The organism is Pseudomonas sp. P9_31 (assembly GCF_034008235.1).
In the GTDB taxonomy this organism is placed as follows: Bacteria; Pseudomonadota; Gammaproteobacteria; order Pseudomonadales; family Pseudomonadaceae; genus Aquipseudomonas.
This window is the reverse complement of the sequence record NZ_CP125375.1, coordinates 545,369-569,589: the sequence shown is the minus strand read 5'-3', so window position 1 is coordinate 569,589 and position 24,221 is coordinate 545,369. Positions and strand designations below refer to the sequence as shown.

General features: G+C 60.6%; 18 protein-coding genes and 2 pseudogenes. 9 read left to right on the top strand and 11 right to left on the bottom strand.

The window, feature by feature from the left end; genetic code table 11:
• Nucleotides 1-33: 33 nt before the first annotated feature.
• The 8 genes and pseudogenes from QMK51_RS02560 to QMK51_RS02525 form a co-directional block, all read right to left on the bottom strand.
• Nucleotides 34-3,486 (bottom strand): alpha/beta fold hydrolase, encoded by a 3,453-nt coding sequence (locus QMK51_RS02560; RefSeq protein ID WP_320393087.1) that lies wholly within the window; start codon nt 3,484-3,486, stop codon nt 34-36.
• A gap of 1,139 nt (nt 3,487-4,625) precedes the next feature.
• A pseudogene (locus QMK51_RS02555) lies at nt 4,626-4,824 on the bottom strand (GNAT family N-acetyltransferase); the annotation flags it as partial.
• A gap of 21 nt (nt 4,825-4,845) precedes the next feature.
• A complete protein-coding gene (locus QMK51_RS02550; protein WP_320393086.1) occupies nt 4,846-5,616 on the bottom strand; it encodes an electron transfer flavoprotein subunit beta in 771 nt (256 codons plus the stop codon).
• A 15-nt stretch (nt 5,617-5,631) separates the two neighbouring features.
• Entirely contained in the window at nt 5,632-6,852 is a 1,221-nt protein-coding gene (locus QMK51_RS02545; RefSeq protein WP_258698729.1) for an electron transfer flavoprotein subunit alpha/FixB family protein, read from the bottom strand.
• Nucleotides 6,852-8,801, bottom strand: coding sequence for a dimethylglycine demethylation protein DgcB (gene dgcB, locus QMK51_RS02540; protein ID WP_320393085.1), 1,950 nt, complete (start codon nt 8,799-8,801; stop codon nt 6,852-6,854). Before dgcB ends, QMK51_RS02545 begins: the two co-directional genes overlap by 1 nt.
• A gap of 145 nt (nt 8,802-8,946) precedes the next feature.
• Nucleotides 8,947-11,007 carry a dimethylglycine demethylation protein DgcA gene (gene dgcA / locus QMK51_RS02535; RefSeq protein WP_258698727.1) on the bottom strand — a complete coding sequence of 687 codons (2,061 nt, stop codon included), beginning with the start codon at nt 11,005-11,007 and terminating at the stop codon, nt 8,947-8,949.
• A 15-nt stretch (nt 11,008-11,022) separates the two neighbouring features.
• Nucleotides 11,023-11,553: a DUF5943 domain-containing protein gene (locus QMK51_RS02530; protein ID WP_007926354.1), complete on the bottom strand. Its 531-nt coding sequence runs from the start codon at nt 11,551-11,553 to the stop codon at nt 11,023-11,025.
• A 79-nt stretch (nt 11,554-11,632) separates the two neighbouring features.
• Nucleotides 11,633-12,610: a dipeptidase gene (locus QMK51_RS02525; RefSeq protein ID WP_258698726.1), complete on the bottom strand. Its 978-nt coding sequence runs from the start codon at nt 12,608-12,610 to the stop codon at nt 11,633-11,635.
• 236 nt (nt 12,611-12,846) lie between these two features.
• On the opposite strand from QMK51_RS02525, the gene QMK51_RS02520 reads away from it, so the two are divergent.
• From QMK51_RS02520 to QMK51_RS02510, 3 genes and pseudogenes are all read left to right on the top strand, one after another.
• A complete protein-coding gene (locus tag QMK51_RS02520) occupies nt 12,847-13,248 on the top strand; it encodes a lysozyme inhibitor LprI family protein (RefSeq protein WP_320393084.1) in 402 nt (133 codons plus the stop codon).
• An 8-nt stretch (nt 13,249-13,256) separates the two neighbouring features.
• Nucleotides 13,257-13,490 (top strand): annotated as a pseudogene (locus QMK51_RS02515) (helix-turn-helix domain-containing protein); the annotation flags it as partial.
• Between the two features lie 32 nt (nt 13,491-13,522).
• Nucleotides 13,523-13,939 carry a DUF3010 family protein gene (locus QMK51_RS02510; protein ID WP_320393083.1) on the top strand — a complete coding sequence of 139 codons (417 nt, stop codon included), beginning with the start codon at nt 13,523-13,525 and terminating at the stop codon, nt 13,937-13,939.
• Nucleotides 13,940-14,065: 126 nt separating this feature from the next.
• Here the strand turns inward: QMK51_RS02510 and QMK51_RS02505 are convergent, their stop codons facing one another.
• Nucleotides 14,066-15,025, bottom strand: a complete 960-nt coding sequence (locus tag QMK51_RS02505) for a GlxA family transcriptional regulator (RefSeq protein ID WP_320393082.1) — start codon at nt 15,023-15,025, stop codon at nt 14,066-14,068.
• Between the two features lie 207 nt (nt 15,026-15,232).
• Here QMK51_RS02505 and choX point away from each other — a divergent pair, with 207 nt between their 5' ends.
• The 6 genes from choX (at nt 15,233) to QMK51_RS02475 (ending at nt 20,761) form a co-directional block, all read left to right on the top strand.
• Nucleotides 15,233-16,177 (top strand): choline ABC transporter substrate-binding protein, encoded by a 945-nt coding sequence (gene choX / locus QMK51_RS02500; RefSeq protein WP_320393081.1) that lies wholly within the window; start codon nt 15,233-15,235, stop codon nt 16,175-16,177.
• Nucleotides 16,178-16,276: 99 nt separating this feature from the next.
• Entirely contained in the window at nt 16,277-17,164 is an 888-nt protein-coding gene (locus tag QMK51_RS02495) for a 3-keto-5-aminohexanoate cleavage protein (protein ID WP_007907535.1), read from the top strand.
• A gap of 142 nt (nt 17,165-17,306) precedes the next feature.
• Nucleotides 17,307-18,272, top strand: coding sequence for an L-carnitine dehydrogenase (locus QMK51_RS02490; protein WP_320393080.1), 966 nt, complete (start codon nt 17,307-17,309; stop codon nt 18,270-18,272).
• Nucleotides 18,273-18,448: 176 nt separating this feature from the next.
• On the top strand, nt 18,449-18,925 hold the full coding sequence (locus QMK51_RS02485; protein WP_320393079.1) for a thioesterase family protein: 477 nt from the start codon (nt 18,449-18,451) through the stop codon (nt 18,923-18,925).
• Nucleotides 18,926-18,938: 13 nt separating this feature from the next.
• Nucleotides 18,939-20,102, top strand: a complete 1,164-nt coding sequence (locus QMK51_RS02480; protein ID WP_320393078.1) for a gamma-butyrobetaine dioxygenase — start codon at nt 18,939-18,941, stop codon at nt 20,100-20,102.
• Nucleotides 20,103-20,497: 395 nt separating this feature from the next.
• Nucleotides 20,498-20,761, top strand: a complete 264-nt coding sequence (locus QMK51_RS02475) for a hypothetical protein (protein ID WP_320393077.1) — start codon at nt 20,498-20,500, stop codon at nt 20,759-20,761.
• A 131-nt stretch (nt 20,762-20,892) separates the two neighbouring features.
• On the opposite strand, the gene QMK51_RS02470 is transcribed toward QMK51_RS02475, so the two are convergent.
• Together QMK51_RS02470 and QMK51_RS02465 are read right to left on the bottom strand one after the other, a co-directional pair.
• Nucleotides 20,893-21,996, bottom strand: a complete 1,104-nt coding sequence (locus tag QMK51_RS02470; protein WP_007937970.1) for a GlxA family transcriptional regulator — start codon at nt 21,994-21,996, stop codon at nt 20,893-20,895.
• Nucleotides 21,997-22,533: 537 nt separating this feature from the next.
• Entirely contained in the window at nt 22,534-23,910 is a 1,377-nt protein-coding gene (locus QMK51_RS02465) for an L-serine ammonia-lyase (protein ID WP_258698718.1), read from the bottom strand.
• Nucleotides 23,911-24,221 lie beyond the last annotated feature (311 nt).

Genomic DNA, 24,221 nt, shown 5'->3' with positions numbered 1-24,221 from the left:
GGTTGTGTGACAAATTTCCAGCCACCAGCAATGCTAGCCGAGGGCCGTTTTCTCCAGGTGTTGCAGGATGATCGGGTACACATCGACCACTGCATTTTTGCCGAACATGCAGTCGATATGCCCGTAACCCGGTACCACATGCCGGCTGTAGCGCTCCGGCCCGTGGGCTTTGCACACGCGCTCATAGGTCTTGAGCGTGCTTTCCGGCAGGTAGCACTGGTTGTCTTCGCCACTGATAAAGCAGATCGGCATGGTCAGCCGGTCGAAGTGCGGCATGTAGACGTCCTGCCCCTTGAAGTCCACCAGATGACCTTTGCGCAGGATCAGCGCCAGGTGCTCGAAGGTCTGCATGTTCGACTCGCCGAACAGTTCGTGCAGGTTGTCGTGCAGGGTCTCGTTGAGCGTGTCGTGGCGGTACAGCGACGCGTACATGAAGGTGATGCGATGGCACACCGGGTTGGTGCAGTAGCCCTGGGCCTCGATGCGGGCGTAGACGTTGAGGGCCTTGTCGTAGAGTTTGTTGAACCAGCTCTCCTTGTTGTCGGCATACGCGGTGAGGGATCTGATGCCGATGGCGTCGAGCATCCCCGGCAAATGCAGACCGGCCTTGAGCCCTGTAGCCGTGGCGACCACCGTGTCTGCGGCAATTTGCGAACAGACCACCGAACGCACGCCCTGCAACCCGGCCAGCAGCGACATGAAGAAGGTCGTCGCGCCGTAGCAATGCACCACGCATTGCACGTCCGCGGCCTTGGTTGCCTGCTGGATCTGCTCGATGGCGGCCTTGAAGTCATACTTGGCAATCTGGTCGCCGTTCCATTCCTTCTTGCTCGCGGGCAACAGAATGCTCACCCGCAAATCCAGCAGCCAGACGTCGTACTCGTGCTTGCACAGGTACTCCAGCAGGTTGGTCTGGATGGTGTCGGTGGAGAAAATATTCGAGCCCACCCCCAGGCCGTGGACCAGCATCACCGGCCCTTTGGTTCCGCCCTGATAGCGGGTCAGGCGCAGTTGGACGCCGTCTTCGGTCTGGAAGAACTGCACGCTCGGGGTTGGCGCGTCCAGCGGCCGTTTCTGCCGGGGCGGCGCATCGGGGTTGAAGTAGATGTCGCCGGCGAACACCCCGCCGTAGCTCTCCCACAAGATGCCGGCGAAGAACTTGCCGAACCGCGCCAGCCCTTCAATGCGCTCACGTTCGTTGCGCGCGTTGAGCACCTTCATGGTGGTCATCTGCTTGGCGAAATCGGCCGGTTGGATGTGCATCACCCCCGAGCCGATCACCTCGCCGGTCTTGTCCGGCCCGCGATACAACGTCACGTAGAGGGTGCTGGTGTCGTGCCAGACGTTCAGCACGCCGTTGTCTTCGGGCACGGTCTTGAACGCGCTGAAGTAATAATCACCGCCGTCCTCGGCAGTCAGTTTCATGTCGTAGTTCATGTGCCGCACGCCGACCTGTTCCTGATATTCCTCGAACAGATTGAACACGCCATTGCTGGCGGTCAGCGGCTCCGGCGACAGGCCCGGCGCATCCAGAGTGCCGACCAGCGTCGCGGCGTGTTCCGGCTCCTTGATCATGCGGTTGAGGTCGTTGGCGGTGATGGTCAGGGTGAACTCGATCGGCGAGTTGTCCGACTCGCCGCGTTTGGCCGCCGCTTCGTAGCGTTTGAGATCGGTGCCCTGAGGCTGGGTGAAGTCTTTGGAAAAATAGCCCTTCATGGTTTCGGTGAACTGCACGCCGAGGGTCGGCGGTGCCACCGCTTTGCGCGGTGCCGAGGGCAGCGTGTAATCGATATGCCAACCGCGATCGGCGGCCAGCAGGCCCATGTTGCGCTCACTTACGGCGGAGATGGTCAGCAACGGATTGACCGCCAGGGAGGTCGGAATCACCGCGCCGTCGGTCACGTACAACCCGGCATAGACATCGGTGCCGCTGACACCACTGAACACCTGGCCCTTGTGGTTGACCACGCCCTGCGCCGCATCCTCGCCCATCACACAACCGCCCAGCGGGTGAACGGAAACGATGCTGTGCTTGAGCAGCTCGGTCCAGATCGGGTTCTCGACCCATATCCCGCCCAAGGCCTTGGTGCTCTGGTGCAGGCGTTCGTTGCCGATCTTCACGTTTTCCTGCTCGCCAACGCCCGGCCAGTCGATGCGCAGCTGATCCTTGCTGTCGAGCACCATGCGCCCCTTGCCGTCGTCGTGGCTCATGATCAGGTAGGTCTGCATGTTGTGCAGGGCGCCGTGATACGGGCCGCGCAGGAAGCTCTCGGTTTCGCGCTCCGCGTACTTGAGCTTGCCGGTGAAACTGTCATCGGTGGGCTTGCCGAGCAACCCGGCGAACGTGGCCATGCTCGGCACCATGGGCCGGCCAAGCGCGCCGGGGATCGAGCCTTCCTCGATGACCATGCGGCTGCGCCAGTCGCCTTCGGTGCGCATGTCGATGATCGAAGTGATGCACGGGCCGACCGGTTTCATTTCATTGGCCGGATGGGCGCCGAAACCGATGCCGTTGATCGTTTCATCGCAGTTGTGGCCAAAACCGAGGATGTCGCCGTTGCCGCTCATGTTTTCGCCGAGCTGATTGGACGTCGACAGGCCTTTGTCCCGAGAGCGCAGGAGGATTTCGGTGGAGCCCAGAGTGCCGGCCGAGACCACGACAATGTCCGCCTTGACGAACAGCGTCGGCGCCGAAAACTTCTCGCGGCCGCTGTCCAGGTATTGGAAGTGCACGATCCAGCCTTCGCCATCGCGCTCCAGGTGCCGCACCTCGGCCTGGCAGAAAATTTCCGCACCGTGGTTCCAGGCATCCGGCAGGTAATTCATCAGCGTGGTGTTCTTGGCCTTGTTGTTACAGCCTGAAACGCAGTCGCCACAGTGATTGCACGGTAGCTGCTCGACGCCGACATGGTTGAGGTTGTTCGGCAGTTTGTCGAAGGTCACGTTGATCGGCGGCTTGTAGAAGTGCGCGCCTTGCTTGAGGTAGTCGGCGGACTTTTTGTTGGCCTCCAGTTTCGGTAGCACCGGCGAGGTTTTTGGGTAGGGATTGGGCTTGAGCATCTCCCGAGCCCGGGCGTAACCGTCCTTGAGCAAGGTATCCCGATGCTCGCGCACCGCCAGCGGCCAGCGCGGATCGTCGAACACGCCGGGCTCCGGTTCCAGCGCAACGTTGGCGTTGATCAGCGACGTGCCACCCAGGCCGCAACCGACCACCACGTTCTGCTGGGCGTTGACGTGCAAGTCGAACAACCCGGTACGCGAACCGATGTGTCCGTCCGGGTCATGGACTTGCAGTTCTTCAGTGGCCGCCAGCATCGTGTTGGGGTATTCGCCGGGCTGGATTTCCCGGCCTCGCTCCAGCAGGCACACCCGCTTGCCGGCCCGGGACAGGCGCGACGCCGCGATCCCGCCGCCGTAACCGGAGCCGATAACGATCACGTCGTAATGTTCCTTGATGTCACTGATGGGCGTGGCGATCCGTGTCATGGGTCATTTCCTCTCAGGCAGATGGGCAACTCTGCGGTTGCCTGCAATCGATAGACGAACGAACACCTGGTCATCGGGCACGGTCGGGCCTCAATGGCAGCGGCGTTATGGCATGGGATAAAGGTCGCTATAGGCGAGCACGCTGATTAGCGGCGCGACGATGGATCCGTTTACGCAGCAAGGTGGCGGGCGTCGGTACACAGGTTAGGCAGGGGCTGGGGTGCGAATGTGGCTGCGAGCGATGTGGCTGGCTATCCATCACGCGTTCTCCCTGAACCAGATGTGGATAAGTGACGGTTGTCCTTGTGCATGAGAGTGAAGACAGGCGTCAGATCGAAGTCAAGGAAGTGCCTTAGAACTGTATGAAATCTGATCTATCGCGTTCCAGCCTATGCAGGCCGTGGCTTGCAGGGTTCAGCGAACAAGTTATCCACATCTCCACCCACAGCTAATGGGGACAACTGTGGATGACGGGCCAATTTTCTTCACAAAAACCGAAGAAAAACCGTGACTTATCCAGAAGCAGGGTTTCAACCATGCACTGGCTGTTTTTTGACCAGAAGCTTATAGGCCACGTTCTACGTGGCGTACAAGGGATGGCGAACACCTTATCCACAGAAGCACCAACAGACTTTGGGGGCAACTTTGCAGGTTCTGTGGAAAACCGCTGAAAGCCACAAGAATTCGGGGTTTGCGGGGACATTAGTGAAGGAACAGGCCCGATTGAACATTATTTGATCAATCTACTGAAAGCCACGTTTTATATGGCTTGTAGCGGACAGCGAACATCTTATCCACAGAAGCGCCAACAGAGATTGGGGGCAAGTATTGGCCTGTGAGCGAAGTCATTCTGTGGAAAAAGCTCGAAAAAACCGAGGGTTAGACTGATCGTTTTTTGTACGGAGGTCTGGAGGGCTTGATTGGCATGGGGTGTAGCGAGGGACAAACATGTTATCCACAGAAGCGCTAACAGGGATTGTGGGTAACCACAGTGGTTTGTTGGTGTGCACACAATCTGTGATCGACATTGAACCCGTGTGGGAGCGGGCTTGCTCGCGAAAGCGGCGGGTCAGTCGACATTGATGTTGAATGTCAGTCAGCCTTCGCGAGCAAGCCCGCTCCCACATGGGTTCATGCCTTAAGGCCAACCGGTTGGAACGGTCGTAGGCATAGGCGAGAAATTGTTTGCCCAACCCCTGATTGCGCCAGCCCTCATGCAGGGCCAGGCTGCGCCAGTTGGCTCCAGATGTAATCCGCCGCACCTTCTGATGAAATCTGAAACAAGCGAGCAATCTCCCGCGCATCCGCGCGCAGGGCCGAACGAAACTCAACGGCCATTCACCGGGCTCCACAGGACCGTTAGCGAACCACGCCTTCTTCAATCAGCAACTTGAGAATGGCTTCGGCGCCCGCCTGCGCGGTCACGCCCTTGAGCACCTGCCCGCCTCCACCACTGGCCTTGGCCGTCGCGGCTTTCATGCGGTCTGCACCGCTCTTGGCCTTGATCACTTTCAAGCGTTTGGGCCGTGGCTTGGCCGGTTGCAGCGTGGCCACCGCCAGCAGTTCATCGTCGATCACCTCGACTTCATCCGCCTGCAATACCCCGCGACGTGCCGGACCATAGGCGCTCTGCCGAGGCTTGGGCGCCGCGTTATCCACAGTCGCCAGGAACGGCAGGCGTACTTTCAAGCGACGACGCTGCCCGCGAGGCAAGGCCTGCAGCACCAGCGCCGAGCCGCCGTCGATGGATTCGACCTGGGCCAACCCCACCACCAGCGGCCAGCCGAGGCTTTCCGCCAGCAAGAACGGCAACATGCCTGAGCCTTCACCGGTTTCCGCCTGACTGCCGGTCAGCACCACTTGCGCCCCGGCGTCACGCAAATAAGCGGTCAACGCCGGCAGTGCATCTGCGCCGACCGGTTGCTCCAGCACATGCAACTGTTCCAGGCCCATGCCCAGATACGCGCGCAGTGCCGGCTCCGCGACGTCGCCAGCATGCAGCACTTGCAGGTTATCCCCAGCCAGTTGCAGACCCAGCTCAACGGCCCGCGCATCCTGCTCGGCGCGACGAGGCCGGCCGGAGGTCGGGTGGGCGCCGATGGACACCAGGCTGATGATTTTCGTGCTCATAACCCTTTCCTTCCCTTAAGCCGCATCGCGCTTGGCGTCGTTGCGGTAAGCCTCTACCGCATCGATCAAGGCTTGAAGAATCTCGGCGCTCTCACCGATCACCGACAGGTCGGCCCGTTTGATCATGTCGCACCCCGGATCGAGGTTGATCGCCACCACCTTGTCGCAGGCACCGATGCCTTGCAGGTGCTGGATCGCCCCGGAAATGCCCACCGCCACGTAAACCCGTGCCGTGACCCAGGTGCCGGACGCACCGACCTGACGGTCGCGGGCCATGAAGCCGTCGTCCACCGCCACTCGTGACGCACCTTCGGTCGCGCCCAACGCCTCGGCCGTCCTGTGGAAAAGTCCCCAGTCCTTGACCCCGTTGCCGCCAGAGAAGATGAACTCGGCTTCGGCCATCGGAATCGCCGCCGGGTCCACCGCCACCGCGCCCAGGTCTTCGATCCGCGACAGGCTGCGTGCGACCGCTGTGGATAACTCCACCGGCAACGCTTCGTGACGGGTTTCGCTGACCGGTTCTGCGCATTCGGCAGCGGCCAGAATCAAGCGAGCCACGGGACGCGCAAGGTCTTGCAAACCGGCACCGGCGCGGCCGATGCATTCCTGATCCTTGACCTGCCAGACCCGCGTGGCCGGGCGTTCGCCCAATGCGGCAGCAAAGCGTCGACCCAACTCACCACCACCGCTGCGGCTGTCTGGCAGCAACCAATGGCGTGGGCTGAACTGGTTATCCACAGCCCGCAGGCCCTGGACCCGTTGTTCCGGTGCATAACCGCTGAATTCGTCGCCTTCCAGTACCAGCAAGCGGTCAACGCCAGCCGTGGCGAAGGCGTTTTCCTTGTGCTCACCAAAGACCACCGCCAATACCGCGCCGTCCTTGCCGGCCAACTGATGAGCAAGGCCGAGCAAGTCGCGGTCGTGGCTGCTCAAGCGACCGCCGACCATGTCCGGCACCACGCTGATGTAGAACGCAGGCGCAGCCACTTGATGCAGCGGCAATTGCACTTCAACGGCGGCCGAGCGTTTGGTCGCCCCGCCCTGCTGAGCGCCGCTGCGGTCGATTCGTTTGATGCCGTTGGGACCGATAAAACCGATCCCGTGAGGATTCTTGCGGATGAGGCCGTTAGGCCCCATCCAGCTGTGTTGCGCCGGCTGCATGGCCGCGTGCAGCGGATGCAGACGGTTGCGGGCGATCCATTCGGCGCGTGGGTCGCGGCGGATAATGTCGCTCATCAATGCACCTCCGCAGGTTCACGTTTGGCCGGTGCCGAAGGCTTTCCCGGCGCTGCGTCTTCGAGCAATGCATCGGCTACCAGTTCGGCAATGTCCTTGATCAACGGCCGTGGCTCGACCACGCCCTCAAGCATCGCGGTGCACTGTGGACAACCCACGGCCACCAGTTCGGCGCCGGTTTCGCGGATGTCTTCCATGCGCATGTCGGGAATCCGCTGCTTGCCCGGAATGTCGGTGATCGGTGCACCACCACCGCCACCGCAGCAGCGCGAGCGGAAACCGGAGCGTTGCATCTCTTTCACTTCAATCCCGAGTGCGCGCAGTACTTCACGCGGCGCCTCGTATTCGCCGTTGTAGCGGCCGAGGTAGCACGGGTCGTGATAGGTCACGCTGCTGCCTTTGTGCTGGCCGAGGTTCAGGGCACCTTCGCCAATGATCTCGGCCATGTAGGTGCTGTGGTGCTGCACGAGGTAGTTGCCGTCGAAGGCGCCGTACTCGTTTTTCAGCACATGGAAGCTGTGCGGGTCGCAGGTGACGATGCGGTTGAAGCTGTACTTGGCCAGGGTCTGGATGTTGCGTTTGGCCAACAGCTGGAAGGTCGCTTCGTCGCCCAAGCGCCGGGCCACGTCACCGCTGTCGCGTTCTTCAAGCCCCAACACCGCGAAGTCGACCTTGGCCGCTTTCAGCACTTTGACGAAGGCACGCAGGGTGCGCTGGTTGCGCATGTCGAAGGCTCCGTCGCCGACCCAGAACAGCACGTCGGTGGATTTCTTCTCGCTGAGCAGGTTCAGGTTCAAGTCCGCCGCCCAGTTCATCCGCCCGCCCGGCGCAAAGCCGCCAGGGTTGTCGGTGGCAATCAGGTTTTCCAGGACTTCGGCGCCCTTGTTCGGGGTCGCACCTTTTTCCAAGGTCAGATGGCGGCGCATGTCGACGATGGCGTCGACGTGCTCGATCATCATCGGGCATTCCTCGACGCAGGCACGGCAGGTGGTGCAGGACCACAGGGTTTCAGCGTCCACCAGACCGTTGACGATCGGTTGATGCGGATTGCCGGCGTGCTCGCCAATGGCTTTGCCCGGATACGGGCTGCCGGCGAACTTGGCGTCGGTACCACCGGCCAGGCCAACGACCATGTCCTGAATCAGTTTTTTCGGGTTCAGCGGCTGGCCGGCGGCGAACGCCGGGCACGCCGCTTCGCATTTACCGCACTGCACGCAAGCGTCGAAGCCGAGCAGTTGGTTCCAGGTGAAATCCTTGGGTTTTTCCACGCCCAGCGGCGCGTCGGGATCGTTCAAATCCAGTGGCTTCAACCCGGTGGAACGACCGCCGCCAAAACGTTCGGCGCGACGGTGCCAGGCCAGGTGCAGTGCACCGGCGAAGGCATGCTTCATCGGCCCGCCCCAGGTCATGCCGAAGAACAGTTCGCTAACGCCCCACAGCACACCGACGCCGAGAATCGCAGCCACCACCCAACCACCGAAGTTTTCCGGAAGGATGCCGGCAACCGGCAGGGTCAGCAGGAAGAACGATGCCGAGAACGCCATCAGGCTTTTCGGCAAGCGCATCCACGGGCCTTTGGACAAACGGGCCGGCGGATTGCGACGGCGCAGGAACACAAAGATCGCACCGACGAACATCACCGCCGTCATCAACAGCAGCGCATAACCGAGGATGCGGTTATGCAGGCCGAAACCATGAACCAGAATCGCCAGCACAATGGACGCCACCGCACCACCCGCCGTGGCGACGTGGGTGTTGGCAATGTATTTGTCCCGCGCGACGACGTGGTGCAAATCGACCATGTAACGCTTGGGCATGGCGAACAGGCCGCCGATCAGGTCGACTTTCGAAGCCCGGCCCTGGCGCCACATAGCCACCCGCCGCAACGCGCCCAGGACAGCCAGGCCCAGGGCAGCGAACAACAGAATTGGAAGAAGGGTGTTCAACATGTGGAGCTCCCACGGGACTCGTTGATCGTTCCCACGCTCTGCGTGGGAATGCCTCACCGGACGCTCTGCGTCCGCTTTTGAATGTGACGCGGAGCGTCACGGGCTGCATTCCCACGCAGAGCGTGGGAACGATCAGCTCACCGGCTTAGAAATCCTTGCACAACCGCAACGCGTCATAGATCGCCGCGTGGGTGTTGCGCTGGGCTACGCAGTCGCCGATGCGGAACAGCAAGTAGCCGTCGCCCGCCTGGCTCAACGAAGGTTGTGGCTTGATCGCGAACAACGCTTCGATGTCCATCTGACCTTTGTTGCGCGAGCCTTCCTTCAACGCGTAGTAGATTTCTTCGTCCGGACGCACGCCGTTCTCGACGACCACCTGGTCCACCACCCGCTCCTCTTTGGCGCCGGTGTATTCGTTTTCCAGTACCGCCACCAGCTTGTCGCCTTCGCGGTAGACCTTCTCCAGCATCATGTCGCCGGTCATGATCACTTCTTTCGGGTACATGCTGCGGTAGTACGTCGGGAACGACGTACCGCCGATGGCCACGCCCGGCTTGATGTCGTCGGTGACGATCTCGACCTGGCTGCCCTTGTCGGCGAGGAAGTCGGCCGTCGACATCCCGGTGAACTCGCAAATGGTGTCGTAGACCAGCACGTTCTTGCCCGGCGCAACCTTGCCATCGAGGATGTCCCAGCTGCTGACCACCAGGCCTTCAGCCGCGCCCCAATGCTCGTTCTGTTCCAGGAACGGATGACCGCCGACAGCGAGCACCACCACGTCCGGACGCAGGTCGAGAATGGTTGCCGCATCCGCCGCCACGCCCAGGCGCAGGTCGACTTTCAAACGCGCCAGTTCCAGCTGGAACCAGCGAGTGATGCCGGCGATCTGGTCCCGTTGCGGAGCTTTCGACGCGGTGGTGATCTGCCCGCCGATGAATTCTTTCTTCTCGAACAGGGTCACGTCGTGGCCACGTTCGGCCGACACGCGAGCCGCTTCCATCCCGGCAGGGCCGGCACCGACCACCACGACTTTGCGCTTCACACCGGTCGATTTCTCGATGATGTGCGGCACGCCCATGTATTCACGGGAGGTCGCGGCGTTCTGGATGCACAAGACGTCCAGGCCCTGGTACTGACGGTCGATGCAGTAGTTGGCGCCAACGCACTGTTTGATCTGGTCGACCTGGCCCATCTTGATCTTGGCGATCAGGTGCGGGTCGGCGATGTGGGCACGGGTCATGCCGACCATGTCGACGTAACCACCTTCCAGAATACGGGTCGCCTGGTTCGGGTCCTTGATGTTCTGCGCATGCAGTACCGGAGCCTTCACCACTTCCTTGATACCGGCGGCCAAATGCAGGAATGGCTCCGGTGGATAACTCATGTTCGGAATCACGTTGGCCAGGGTGTTGTGGGTGTCACAACCCGAGCCCACGACGCCGATGAAGTCGATCATGCCGGTGTCGTCGTAATACTTGGCAATCTGCTTCATGTCCTCATGGCTCAGGCCATCAGGGTGGAATTCGTCACCGCAGATACGGATGCCGACGCAGAAGTCCGGACCGACTTCCTTGCGCACAGCCTTGATCACTTCCAGACCGAAACGCATGCGGTTCTCGAAGCTGCCACCCCATTCGTCGGTCCGCTTGTTGACTCGCGGGCTCCAGAACTGGTCGATCATGTGCTGGTGCACGGCCGACAGCTCGACGCCGTCCAGGCCACCGGCCTTGGCCCGTGCCGCAGCGCTGGCGTAGTTACCGATCACCCGCCAGATTTCTTCCGGCTCGATGGTTTTGCAGGTCGCGCGGTGCACCGGCTCACGGATGCCCGATGGCGAGAGCAAAGTTGGCCAATGCTCGCCGTCCCAACGGGAGCGACGCCCCATGTGGGTAATCTGGATCATGATCTTGGCGCCATGCTTGTGCATGGCGTCGGCCAGGTTCTGGAAGTGCGGAATGATCCGGTCGTCGGCCAGGTTGACCGACTTCCACCAGCCTTGCGGGCTGTCGATGGCCACGCTGGAGGAACCACCACAAATCGCCAGGCCGATCCCGCCCTTGGCTTTCTCTTCGTAATACTTGACGTACCGGTCGGTGGTCATGCCGCCGTCGGTGGCGTAGACCTCAGCGTGCGCGGTGCTGAGCACGCGGTTGCGGATGGTCAGTTTGCCGATCTGGATCGGCTGGAACATTGCTTCGAAAGCCATGGCGGGGTCCTCGACTTACAACGGCTTGACGGTGAACAAACCGTCGTCGTGGCCTTCTTCGGAGCCACCGTAGACTTGTTCGGCGACCGTGCGGATCTTGCTGCCACGAGCGGCCAGGATCTGGTCCATGGCGCCGGCGAACCAGCCAGTGAACATGTAGTCGACCTTGCGCCCGACCTTGCCGTACACGTAGACGAATGCGGAGTGTTCGAGCTTGACGCTGGCGGTGCCTTTGTCGAGGTCGATGTCCTGAATCTTGAACAGGCCCCAGCCGCGTTGCGACAGACGCTTCATGTAGTGCTCGAACACCGCGACGCCTTCCAGGCCATGGCATTCAGCTTCTTTTTCACACCAGTGCCAGGCGGACTTGTAGCCGGCCTTGTAGAGGATTTCGGCGTAAGCGTCGGCGCCCAGCACTTCCTCGATGCCCATGTGGTTGTTGACGAAGAAATGGCGCGGCACATACAGCATCGGCAGGGCGTCGGAGGTCCAGACACCGGTTTCGCTGTCGACTTCGATTGGCAATTGCGGGGCGATCTTGGCCATGGAAACTTAACTCCAGAAAATTCGTTGTGTTGCCCCCGGCACGGACGGCCGGGGGAAAGGATTCTTCAGATGCGGCGGCTTATTCGCCCCAAACGTCTTTCAAAACGTTGACCCAGTTCTCGCCCATGATCTTGCGCACCACACGCTCGGAATGGCCGCGTTTGAGCAGGGTCTCGGTCAGGTTCGGGAACTCGCCCACGGTGCGGATGCCCAGCGGGTTGATGATCTTGCCGAAGCTGGTCAGACGGCGGGCGTAGCCCTTGTCATGGGTCAGGTATTCGAAGAAGTCCTGGCCATGGCCCTGGGTGAAGTCGGTGCCGATGCCGATGGCGTCTTCGCCGACGATGTTCATGGTGTATTCGATGGCTTCGGCGTAATCGTCGATGGTCGAATCGATGCCCTTGGCCAGGAACGGCGCGAACATGGTCACACCGACGAAACCGCCGTGATCGGCGATGAACTTCAGTTCTTCATCGGATTTGTTGCGCGGGTGCACTTTCAGGCCCGACGGCAGGCAATGGGAGTAGCAGACCGGCTTCTTGGATTCGAGGATGACTTCTTCGGAGGTTTTCGAGCCGACGTGGGACAGGTCGCACATGACGCCAACGCGGTTCATCTCGGCGACGATTTCACGACCGAAACCCGACAGGCCGCCATCGCGTTCGTAGCAACCGGTACCCACCAGGTTCTGGGTGTTGTAGCACATCTGCACAATACCGACGCCCAACTGCTTGAAGACCTCGACATAGCCGATCTGGTCTTCGAAGGCGTGAGCATTCTGGAAGCCGAACAGGATGCCGGTCTTGCCCTGCTCCTTGGCTTTACGGATGTCGGCGGTGGTGCGCACCGGAATCACCAGGTCGCTGTTCTCGCGAATCAGCTTCTGGCTGGCGGCGATGTTGTTGACGGTGGCCTGGAAGCCCTCCCACACCGACACGGTGCAGTTGGCCGCGGTCAGGCCGCCCTTGCGCATGTCTTCGAACAGGTCGCGGTTCCACTTGGCGATAATCAGCCCGTCGATAACGATGCTGTCGGCGTGCAATTCGGCTGGGCTCATCAGGCTGTCCCCTATTAGCGATTCATGCGCCGAATCGTGTGCCGGCGCTTTGGGGCCAGCATATGCCTGAGGGACAGGGCAGCCGGGTGCAAAAACGACAGGGGAATTGCCGAAAGCGTCAATCCGCGACAAAGGGTCATCAACAGGCGTCATTGCCTACCTGTTCAAGCCCGTTCGCATGGGCCAGAATTCGCCGCATCACTGGATGCATTACTGAATTAAGGGGCGGCGACGCAATGAAATCGATCTTCCTGGCTTTGGCACTGATAGCGACCGGCGTACAGGCGGCCGAAGAGGCCGACGATAACCCCTGCGACGCTGTAGAGAATGAAGTCCAGACCCTGGAATGCTCGACTTACAGCAGAACCACCGCCGAACAGCTGCTGAGCGACAACTACCAAAGCCTGAGCGAACGCATGCAAACGCGCTACGGCAGCAACAAGGCGCAATTGACCGACATCACCGCCAAAATCAAGGCCGCGCAACAGCAGTGGCTGAAGACCCGGGATGCCGATTGCACGGTGGAAGCGTTCCCGGCGACGAGCGGTAGCAAGGCATTCACCATTGCGCAAAATGATTGCGTGGCGCGGATGAGTGACGAGCGGTCGGAGTTTTTGGAGTCGATTGGGCAGGAGTAAAAAACATAGAAATGGAGATTAATTTGATTCCCCACGAAGTAGTCAGCCGCATCGTCGATGGAGCACTCCCTATTCGCGCCTGGCGCGAACATCTGAACCTTACGCAGGATGAAGTTGCAAAACGCATGGGCATCTCCCAACCGGCATTCGCCCAGCAAGAGACCGTCGCCAAGCCCCGCAAGGCCACCCGTGAGAAAATCGCCGCAGCATTTGGCATCACCGCCAACCAACTAGAGTTGTAAGCTGCACGCCAGCATCAGGAAAAGGGATTGAAATGAAAATCTGCGGCATCGAAATCAAAGGCAGCGAAGCGATAATCGCCGTGGCCTCCCTTGACGGTCAGGCCCTGAGCCACGTCGCCCTGGCCACCAAGAAAATCGCCCTCGACGATGACGACGAAGCCGCGAACGTCAAGGTCTTTGCCGCTCAGGTGGCGTCGTTTGTTCGTGAGAACTCCATCGACCGGATCGCGATCAAGAAACGCAGCAAGAAAGGCGAGTTCGCCGGTGGGCCGACCACGTTCAAGATCGAGGGAATTTTCCAGCTGCTGGAAAATTGTGAGGTGACGCTGCTGTCGCCGCAGACGATCACGGCGCAGTGCAAGAAATTCAATGTCGAGCTGCCGGATACGCTGAACAAGTATCAGCATGAGGCTTACAAGGCGGCGTGCTCGGCACTGATGAAGAAGTAAAAGTGAAAGTAGATCAAATGTGGGAGCGAGCCTGCTCGCGATTGCGGTCAGTCCATTCCAGTTGATGTCGACTGATCCACCGCTATCGCGAGCAGGCTCGCTCCCACATTTTGTTTTGCGTTTAGCTCATACCAGCTCTCGCCCATCCCCCAACCGTCGTCGATCCTCCCGCGGGCACCGCTCAAACCTCGCCCGATAACTGCGGGTGAAATACGACGGCGATTCAAACCCGCACGCGATGCTCACTTCCAACACACTCATGTTCGTCTGCCGCAACAACTGCCGCGCCTTCTCCAGCCTTAAGCGCAGATAGAAATTGCTCGGCGTGTCGTTCAGGTGCAGGCGAAACAGGCGTTCCAGCTGACGTCGGGTGACCTTGATCGATTCCGCCAGCTCCAGGGTACTGAGCGGCGGTTCGCTGTGCTGTTCCATCTCCCCGATCACCTGCACTAGCTTCTTGTTGCTGATGCCATACCGCGTGGCGACTTCCATGCGCTGGTGATCTTTGCGCGGGCGAATGCGCCCGAGTACGAATTGTTCGCTGACCTGGATCGCCAGTTCCGGGCCGTGGGCCTGGCCGATGAGGTCGAGCATCAGGTCGATAGAAGCCGTGCCGCCGGCAGAGGTGATGCGTCGGCGGTCGATCTCGAACAGTTCCTGGGTGACGCTCAACTGCGGGTAAGACTCCTTGAACGCGTCGATGGCTTCCCAGTGCAGGGTCAGGCGATGGCCGTCGAGCAGGCCGGCTTCGGCGAGGACGAAGCTACCGGTGTCGATGGCGCCGAGCGTCACACCTTCGTTATCCAGGCGGCGCAACCAGTGCTCCAGTGCCGGAGTGGCGAACTTCAGCGGTTCGAAACCGGCGACCACCAGCAAGGTCGCTCCTTTCTTCAGCGGCTCCAGCGCCGCATCGGCGTTGACCGACATGCCGTTACTGGCCAGAACCGCCCCGCCATCGGCACTCAACACATGCCAGCGGTACAACTCGCCGCGAAAGCGATTGGCGACCCGCAGCGGCTCGATCGCCGAGATAAAACCGATCGCCGAAAAACCCGGCATCAACAAGAAGTAGAAATCCTGGGACATGGAGCGCACTCGATGGCAGGTAGCGAGAGGGCGGGAAGCGTGTGGACGTTGATACGCCACTTGTCAGCGGCATTCAAGTGCACAGGTCGCCGCAGTGCAAGAGCTGGTCGCCGCAGTGCGTTTTCACGGCCCTTGAGCTGCGTAACTTGGCATCACCGGCGCATCAGACACCGGAACCCACAATAACGACCTGCCGAGGAACCCACCATGAAACGACTGATCAGCAGCTGTGTTCTTGCACTCAGCGGTACCGCTTTCTTGAGCGCCAGTGTCATGGCCGCCGAACCCGCCGCGTGCCAGAACGTGCGCATGGGTGTAGTGAACTGGACCGACGTGATCGCCACCAGCGCCATGACTCAGGTCCTGCTCGATGGCCTCGGCTACAACACCAAACAAACCAGCGCCTCCCAGCAAATCATCTTCGCCGGGATCCGCGACCAGCGCCTGGACTTGTTCCTCGGGTACTGGAACCCGCTGATGACCCAAACCATCACGCCGTTCGTCGCGGCCAATCAGGTCAAGGTGCTTGAGGCGCCAAGCCTGAAAGACGCCCGCGCCACCCTCGCCGTACCGACTTACCTCGCCGACAAGGGCCTGAAAACCTTCGCTGATATCGCCAAGTTTGAAAAAGAACTGGGCGGCAAGATCTACGGCATCGAGCCAGGTTCGGGCGCCAACACCCAGATCAAGGCGATGATCGCCAAGAATCAATTTGGCCTGGGCAAGTTCCAGCTGGTCGAGTCTAGCGAAGCCGGCATGCTTGCGGCGGTGGATCGCGCCGTGCGGCGCAAGGAAGCCGTGGTGTTCTTCGGCTGGGCCCCGCACCCGATGAACGTCAACGTGCAAATGACTTATCTCACCGGCAGTGAAAATGCCCTCGGCCCGAACGAAGGCATGGCCACCGTGTGGACGGTCACCGCACCGAAATACGCCGAGCAATGCCCGAACATTGGTCGTTTGCTGAGCAACCTGACCTACACCGCCGAAGACGAGAGCCGGATGATGCAGCCGCTGCTCGATCACAAAGACGCGTTCGAATCGGCCAAGCAATGGCTGAAAGATCACCCGCAAGACAAGCAACGCTGGCTCGAAGGCGTGACCACCTTCGATGGCAAACCGGCCGCTGAAAACCTGAAACTGACCAGTAAATGAACCTGAAATGAATCACCGATTCGCAGCCCGACCGGGCTGCGAACGGAACCGTCACGCCCTGAGCCACACCCCAAAATCACGCCTGTAAGGAACCGCCTCATGAACCACGACGTCATCATCACCTGCGCACTCACCGGTGCTGGCGACACGACCGCCAGAAGCCCACACGTGCCGGTCACCCCGAAACAAATCGCCGCGGCCGCCGTGGAGGCCGCCAAGGCGGGCGCTACCGTGGTCCACTGCCACGTTCGCGATCCGCAAACCGGCAAGTTCAGCCGTGACGTGGCGCTGTACCGCGAAGTGATGGAGCGCATCCGCGAGGCCGACGTCGACATCATCGTCAACCTCACCGCAGGCATGGGCGGCGACCTGGAAATCGGCGCCGGCGAGAACCCGATGGAGTTCGGCCCGAACACCGACCTGGTCGGTCCGCTGACCCGTCTGGCCCACGTTGAAGAATTGCTGCCGGAAATCTGCACCCTGGATTGCGGGACCCTGAACTTCGGTGACGGCGACACCATTTACGTATCCACCCCGGCTCAGCTACGTGCTGGCGCCAAACGCATTCAAGAGCTGGGCGTCAAGCCTGAGCTGGAAATCTTCGACACCGGTCACCTGTGGTTCGCCAAGCAGATGATCAAGGAAGGCCTGCTCGATAACCCGCTGTTCCAGTTGTGCCTGGGCATCCCGTGGGGCGCTCCGGCCGATACCACCACCATGAAAGCCATGGTCGACAACCTGCCAGCCGACGCGGTCTGGGCCGGGTTCGGCATCGGTCGCATGCAAATGCCGATGGCTGCGCAAGCGGTGCTGCTCGGCGGCAACGTGCGGGTCGGTCTGGAAGACAACCTGTGGCTGGACAAGGGTGTATTGGCGACCAACGGCCAACTGGTCGAGCGTGCCTCGGAAATCCTCAGCCGCCTCGGCGCCCGCGTTCTGACGCCAGCTGAAGGCCGGGCAAAAATGGGCCTGACCAAGCGCGGTTAACCCTTACACACTTTCCCCCTGTGGGAGCGAGCCTGCTCGCGATAGCGGTTTACCTGCCTCAATTGATGCATCGGATGTACCGACGTCATCGCGAGCAGGCTCGCTCCCACAGTTTTTTCCGAGCCAAATTCAGGAATTGACCATGAGCTTTATCACCGAAATCAAAACCTTCGCAGCGCTGGGCAGCGGTGTCATCGGCAGCGGCTGGGTATCCCGCGCCCTCGCCCATGGCCTTGATGTAGTGGCCTGGGACCCGGCGCCCGGTGCCGAAACGGCCCTGCGCAAACGCGTCGCCAATGTCTGGGGCGCGCTGGAGAAACAAGGCCTGGCACCCGGCGCGTCGCAGGATCGGCTGCGCTTTGTCACCACCATCGAAGAATGCGTTCGCGATGCGGATTTCATCCAGGAAAGTGCTCCAGAACGACTGGAACTGAAACTGGAACTGCACAGCAAAATCAGCGCGGCGGCCAAGCCCAATGCGCTGATCGGCTCCAGCACCTCGGGCCTGCTGCCGAGCGAATTCTATGAAGGTTCAACCCACCCGGAACGCTGCGTGGTCGGGCACCCGTTCAACCCGGTTTACCTGCTGCCCTTGGTGGAAGTGGTCGGCGGCAAAAACACTGCGCCAGAAGCGGTGCAAGCGGCGATGAAAGTCTATGAATCCTTAGGGATGCGCCCGCTGCATGTGCGCAAGGAAGTGCCGGGGTTTATCGCCGACCGTTTGCTTGAAGCGTTGTGGCGTGAGGCGCTGCATCTGGTCAACGACGGCGTGGCAACCACCGGGGAAATCGACGATGCGATTCGTTTTGGCGCAGGTCTGCGCTGGTCGTTCATGGGCACCTTCCTGACTTACACCCTGGCGGGCGGCGATGCGGGCATGCGGCACTTCATGGCGCAGTTCGGGCCGGCTTTGCAATTGCCCTGGACGTATCTGCCGGCACCGGAGCTGACCGACAAATTGATTGATGATGTGGTGGAGGGCACCAGCGAACAGTTGGGCAAACACAGCATCTCGGCGCTGGAGCGCTATCGTGATGATTGCTTGCTGGCGGTGCTGGAGGCGGTGAAAACCACCAAGGCCAAACATGGCATGACGTTCAGCGAGTAACCCAAGTCAGGGGCCAGCAGGTCCGGCCTCATCGCGGGCAAGTCGGATCGCCGCACCGCCGCTCCCACAGGGTTCTACTGAATGGCATCGATTGTATGTACGCCTCAAATCACTGTGGGAGCGGGCTTGCCCGCGATAGCGCCAGCCCAGTCACCACATATTCTGGATCACTCATCATGCCCACCCTCACCACCTACCAAACCAAAATCATCCCCGACTGGGTCGACTACAACGGCCACCTGCGCGATGCCTTCTACCTGCTGATCTTCAGCTACGCCACCGACGCGCTGATGGATCGGCTGGGCATGGACAGCAACAACCGCGAAGCCAGCGGCCACTCGCTGTTCACCCTCGAACTGCACCTCAATTACCTGCACGAAGTAAAGCTCGATGCCGACGTCGAGGTGCATACCCAAATCATCGGCCACGACCGCAAACGTCTGCACCTCTACCACAGCCTGCATCTGGTGGGCGGTGAAAAGGAGCTGGCGGGCAATGAACAAATGCTGCTGCACGTCGACCTCAACGGGCCGCGATCCGCACCGTTCAGCGAAGAAACCTTGAGCAAGCTGAAGGCCATTGTCGCCGAGCAAACTGATCTGCCCGCCCCCGCCTGGATCGGCCGAGTGATCGCTTTACCCCCCGAAAAATAACAAGGAGCTCGCCATGAACACCGCCGCCGCTTTTGCCGATTTCCGCACCTACCCATTGATCAGCGCGCTGACCGCCGTGCGTAGCCTGGCGGATCGAATTCAAGTGACATGGGCGGACGGTCGGACCAGCCCTTTTCATCATCAATGGCTGCGGGACAACTGCCCGTGCCCGTTGTGCGTCTACACGGTGACCCGCGAGCAAGTGCTGGAAATCGTCGATGTCGCGGAAAATCTGATCCCCGACAGCACTCGGATCGATGCCGAAGGTTGTCTGTGTGTCGATTGGCAGGACGGCCACTTCAGCCGCTTCGACCCGGGCTGGTTGCGAGCTCACGCCTATGACGACGAATCCCGTACAGAGCGGCGGGCAGGCAAGCCGAAATCCAGGCTGTGGAACAGCGATTTGCAGTTGCCGGTATTTGAGTATCGGGCACTGATGGATGACGACGATGCCTTGCTGCAATGGCTATTGGCGGTGCGGGATATCGGCCTGACCCAAGTCCACGGCGTGCCCACCGAACCCGGCTCGCTAAAGCTGATCGCCCAGCGGATCTCCTTCATCCGCGAGAGCAACTTCGGCGTGCTGTTCAATGTGAAATCCAAGGCCGATGCAGACAGCAATGCCTACACCGCCTTCAACCTGCCGCTGCACAGCGACCTGCCGACCCGGGAGTTGCAACCGGGGCTGCAATTTCTGCATTGTCTGGTCAATGACGCCGACGGTGGCGAGAGCATTTTCGTCGACGGTTTTGCCATCGCCGAAGCCTTGCGCGAGGAAGATCCCGAGGCGTTTCAAGCCTTGTGTGAAATCCCCGTGGAGTTTCGCAACAAGGACCGCCACAGCGACTACCGCTGCCTGGCGCCGATCATTGCCCTGGGTGCGTTCGGGCAAGTGTCGGAAATCCGCATGGCGAACTTTCTGCGTGGGCCGTTCGATGCGTCGGTGGAGCAGATGCCCAGGCTCTATCGCGCTTACCGGCGCTTCATTGCGATGACTCGCGAGGCGCGCTTCCGGGTGATGACGCGGCTCAACCCCGGCGAGCTGTGGTGCTTCGACAACCGCCGCACCCTCCACGCCCATAACGCTTTCGACCCCGCTACTGGTGCGCGGCATTTCCAAGGGTGTTATGTGGATCGTGATGAGTTGTTGTCGCGCATCCTTGTGTTGCAACGCTAGACCGAGTCATCGTTCATCGCGAGCAGGCTCGCTCCCACATTGGATTTGTGTCGTACACCAATATGAGACCGCTGCAGATCACCTGTGGGAGCGAGCCTGCTCGCGATGGCGGTCGCCCAGACACCACATTTCCTGCTGAGTCATAGACAAAAAAAGCCCCGATCAAGCCGTGACAGGATCGGGGCAGAGGGTACTGTTGAGGAGCTGTTGCGCGAGGGTGACCAAACCTTCGTGAAGCCAGCTGAATCCAGTGTGCCTACTCCCATCCTTCGCAAGTTAGCCGAAAACGACCTGTTCATAGGTAATGCGGCCATTGCGACAAATCGTCCTTGCCGCCATCCCCGGCCCCTACCAGAATCGAGCCACGACACCGTTCCCTGAAGAAGGATTGCGTCATGATGCACGCCGATTTGATTGACCAGGAAGATCTGTTGGGCCAGCTAAAATCGTTGGGTTTTCAAGTGCCGAATGGCTCTACAGCTGAGCAGGCTTGCGAATGTGCAGTGCGAGGCTTGAACGATGAGCGTGCGATGACGCTGCGCACTATGGTCAAGCAGATGTACACCAGCAGCGCGACCATCCTGCCGGCCGTGCGCCAGGCCATCGACAAGCAATTGCTGCCGGCATTGGCGGAGTATCAGCAAAACCGTAGCGCCTGAGTACCGCCTCGCCATGATCGTTCCCACGCTCTGCGTGGGAATGCAGCCCGGGACGCTCCGCGTCCCTGCCGAAGCGGACGCAGAGCGTCCATTGAGGCATTCCCACGCAGAGCGTGGGAACGATCAGAGCATTAGAGCCTTACGCTGGCAAAAGTCGACTCGTTACGCGCCTGGCTCAACGCCGACAGCGGCCCGGACAACGGCGACAGCACCAAGGCTTGCGGCAGCGGCATCATCGCTACCTGCTGAGTCGTATTGGAACCTACACGTTCGTCACGCGGCGGAATGCCGAAGTATTCGCGGTAGCACTTGGAGAAGTGCGGCGTGGACACGAAACCACACACCGACGCCACTTCGATGATCGACATTGGCGTTTGCTTGAGCAGCTGCCGGGCGCGGATCAGGCGCAGTTTCAGGTAGTAACGCGACGGCGAGCAGTGCAGGTACTTCTGGAACAGCCGCTCCAGCTGACGACGCGAAACGGCGACGTACACCGCCAGTTCGTCGAGGTCGATCGGCTCTTCGAGGTTGGCTTCCATCAGCGCGACGATTTCCTGCAACTTCGGCTGGTTGGTGCCGAGCATGTGCTTGAGCGGCACGCGCTGGTGATCCTGTTCGTTGCGGATGCGCTCGTAGACGAACATTTCCGAAATCGCTGCCGACAGCTCACGGCCGTGATCGCGGCTGATCAGGTGCAGCATCATGTCCAGCGGCGCGGTGCCGCCAGAGCTGGTGAAACGGTTGCGGTCGAGGGTGAACAGCCGTGTGCTCATCGCCACACGCGGGAAAGCTTCCTGCATCGATGCCAGGCATTCCCAGTGCACGCTGCAATCGAAACCGTCCAGCAGGCCGGCGCACGCCAGGGCCCAGCTGCCGGTGCAGACCGCGCCGAGACGACGGGACTGACGCGCCTGGCTTTGCAGCCACGACACGTGCTCACGGGTTACGGTGCGCTGGATGCCGATACCGCCGCAGACAATGACGGTGTCCAGGGGCGGCGCTTTGTGCATGGAGGCGTCGGGGGTGATCTGCAGACCGTCACTGGCCCAGACCTGCCCGCCATCGACAGTGAGTGTGGTCCAGCGATACAGCTCGCGGCCGGACAATTGGTTGGCCATGCGCAGGGGTTCCACTGCGGAGGCCAGAGAAATCAGCGTGAAATTGTCCAGCAGCAAAAAGCCGATGGATTGAGGCGCACGGTTCTGGGGTTGAGCCCCGGAGTTGAACGTCGTCATCGCGGTATCTCCTCACACAAAGCGGGTGATGGCCTCAGGCGGAGGCTCTTTTTATTGCCATCGTTCTCGCGTGGGAGACGGGCTTTGTAATGACAGAGCAATTGCCATGCCTAAATTGAATGCGCGTTCAATAACTCCTGAAAACGACGTCGCGATGCGTCTAAATATGACTCGTAGAGACAGGAGGTTGTAAGTGTCATCAAGGGGCGCAGCGCTCTGCCCCGTTGCGTGTGAGCAAATCGGTAGCACTTGTGGGAACAGGGCTACGACGCTCCAGGAGAGAGTGTCACCGCAAGCACGGGTGACGGACGGTCAGGCTTGAATTGGATCCCTGACCGGGGCAGGCAGGCTTATCTGTTTGCGACGCTCTAAAAGGTGGCGCGTTTTGAATCGAGTGTTCACTTAGCGCGCAGTTTTGACTGGTCTGGTGTGGCGAGGGAGCTTGCTCCCGCTGGGGTGCGAAGCGGCCCTAAAATCTTTACGACTGCTGCGCAGCCGAGCGGGAGCAAGCTCCCTCGCCACAGGGTCAACTCGGTCTCAGCACTCAACTGCACTGACAGCCAACCCACCGCGCGAGGTCTCTTTATATTTGTCGTGCATGTCGGCACCGGTATCACGCATGGTGCGGATCACCCGGTCCAGCGAGATAAAGTGCTGACCGTCGCCCCGCAACGCCATCTGCGCAGCGTTGATCGCTTTCACCGCGGCAATCGCATTGCGCTCGATGCACGGCACTTGCACCAGCCCGCCCACCGGGTCGCAGGTCAGACCGAGGTTATGTTCCAGGCCGATTTCCGCCGCGTTGCACAGTTGCTCCGGCGTGGCACCGAGAACCTCCGCCAACCCGGCCGCCGCCATGGCGCAAGCCGAACCGACTTCGCCCTGGCAACCGACTTCGGCACCGGAGATCGAGGCGTTCTTCTTGCACAGAATCCCCACCGCCGCGGCACTGAGGAAGTAATCGACCACGTTGGCGTCAGTCACTGCCTCGCTGAATTTCATAAAGTAGTGCAACACCGCCGGAATGATCCCCGCCGCACCGTTGGTCGGCGCCGTGACCATGCGCCCGCCGGCGGCATTTTCTTCGTTGACCGCCAGGGCGAACAGGTTGACCCACTCCATCGCGCTCAAGGTCGAGCCGATCACGTTGGGTTTGTTCAGTTCTTGCAGGCTACGGTGCAACTTGGCCGCGCGACGGCGCACATTGAGGCCGCCGGGCAGGATGCCTTCATGCTTGAGGCCTTGTTCCACGCAATCCTGCATGGCGCGCCAGAGTTTCATCAGGCCGCTGCGGATTTCTTCTTCGCTGCGCCAGACCTTCTCGTTGGCCATCATCAATTCGGCCACGCGCAGGTTGTGCTTCTTGCACAGGCTGAGCAGTTCGACGGCACTGGAGAAGTCGTAAGGCAGCACGGTGCGATCCAGATCCACCACGCCGCTGGAAGCCTGCGCCTGATCGACGACAAAACCGCCGCCGATGGAATAGTAGGTGTCGCGATGCAGCTCGCCGTGATCGCCTTCGGCAACCAGAGTCATGGCGTTGGGATGGAACGGCAGGTTCTCGTCGATCAGACGCATGTCCCGGGCCCAGATGAACGGGACCGACAAGCGGCCGTCGAGCAATAGCGTTTGGGTTTCACGCAGAGCCTCGATGCGAATGCCGATTTGCGACGGATCGATCGCGTCCGGCCACTCGCCCATAAGCCCCATGATCACCGCGTTGTCGCTACCGTGACCGATGCCGGTGGCCGAGAGCGATCCATAAAGTTGAACTTCGACGCGATGTACCTGTTCCAAAAGTCCCCGCTCGCGCAAACCTTGCACGAACAGCGCCGCGGCGCGCATAGGCCCCACGGTGTGCGAACTGGAAGGGCCGATGCCGATTTTGAACAGGTCGAAAACGCTGATAGCCATTACTGCTGAACTCCTGGATGTGCCTGCTCCAGGCGCAAAAGCGCCCAGTGACGGAGCTGCTACGCTCAAGCTGCAATCCGCCGAGATGGCCGCATCATCAGGCTTTTGCCATGTCCTTCAACGTCTCACACCGACGCACTCATGTCCGCTAGCGCCGCAGGCCGCTTACGCTATGTTTTCGCCGTTTTTTTGCGGATCAGCGAAGCAAAACGGGCTGAAAAAAGCTGTAAACGACGTTACCGACACTGGATGCGACCATCCCTGTACTGGTTACGACGCACCCTGTAGGCGTCAGATTTTCACTGGTACAT

What these genes read in the sequence shown, in the direction of transcription:
- QMK51_RS02485 (WP_320393079.1), top strand. Translation starts at nt 18,449, where the DNA reads ATGCCCACCCTCACCACCTACCAAACCAAAATCATCCCCGACTGGGTC.
- QMK51_RS02475 (WP_320393077.1), top strand. Translation starts at nt 20,498, where the DNA reads ATGATGCACGCCGATTTGATTGACCAGGAAGATCTGTTGGGCCAGCTA.
- choX (WP_320393081.1), top strand. Translation starts at nt 15,233, where the DNA reads ATGAAACGACTGATCAGCAGCTGTGTTCTTGCACTCAGCGGTACCGCT.
- QMK51_RS02560 (WP_320393087.1), bottom strand. Translation starts at nt 3,486, where the DNA reads ATGACACGGATCGCCACGCCCATCAGTGACATCAAGGAACATTACGAC.
- QMK51_RS02495 (WP_007907535.1), top strand. Translation starts at nt 16,277, where the DNA reads ATGAACCACGACGTCATCATCACCTGCGCACTCACCGGTGCTGGCGAC.
- QMK51_RS02520 (WP_320393084.1), top strand. Translation starts at nt 12,847, where the DNA reads ATGAAATCGATCTTCCTGGCTTTGGCACTGATAGCGACCGGCGTACAG.
- dgcB (WP_320393085.1), bottom strand. Translation starts at nt 8,801, where the DNA reads ATGTTGAACACCCTTCTTCCAATTCTGTTGTTCGCTGCCCTGGGCCTG.
- QMK51_RS02470 (WP_007937970.1), bottom strand. Translation starts at nt 21,996, where the DNA reads ATGACGACGTTCAACTCCGGGGCTCAACCCCAGAACCGTGCGCCTCAA.
- QMK51_RS02480 (WP_320393078.1), top strand. Translation starts at nt 18,939, where the DNA reads ATGAACACCGCCGCCGCTTTTGCCGATTTCCGCACCTACCCATTGATC.
- QMK51_RS02505 (WP_320393082.1), bottom strand. Translation starts at nt 15,025, where the DNA reads ATGTCCCAGGATTTCTACTTCTTGTTGATGCCGGGTTTTTCGGCGATC.
- dgcA (WP_258698727.1), bottom strand. Translation starts at nt 11,007, where the DNA reads ATGGCTTTCGAAGCAATGTTCCAGCCGATCCAGATCGGCAAACTGACC.
- QMK51_RS02545 (WP_258698729.1), bottom strand. Translation starts at nt 6,852, where the DNA reads ATGAGCGACATTATCCGCCGCGACCCACGCGCCGAATGGATCGCCCGC.
- QMK51_RS02525 (WP_258698726.1), bottom strand. Translation starts at nt 12,610, where the DNA reads ATGAGCCCAGCCGAATTGCACGCCGACAGCATCGTTATCGACGGGCTG.
- QMK51_RS02490 (WP_320393080.1), top strand. Translation starts at nt 17,307, where the DNA reads ATGAGCTTTATCACCGAAATCAAAACCTTCGCAGCGCTGGGCAGCGGT.
- QMK51_RS02465 (WP_258698718.1), bottom strand. Translation starts at nt 23,910, where the DNA reads ATGGCTATCAGCGTTTTCGACCTGTTCAAAATCGGCATCGGCCCTTCC.
- QMK51_RS02510 (WP_320393083.1), top strand. Translation starts at nt 13,523, where the DNA reads ATGAAAATCTGCGGCATCGAAATCAAAGGCAGCGAAGCGATAATCGCC.
- QMK51_RS02530 (WP_007926354.1), bottom strand. Translation starts at nt 11,553, where the DNA reads ATGGCCAAGATCGCCCCGCAATTGCCAATCGAAGTCGACAGCGAAACC.
- QMK51_RS02550 (WP_320393086.1), bottom strand. Translation starts at nt 5,616, where the DNA reads ATGAGCACGAAAATCATCAGCCTGGTGTCCATCGGCGCCCACCCGACC.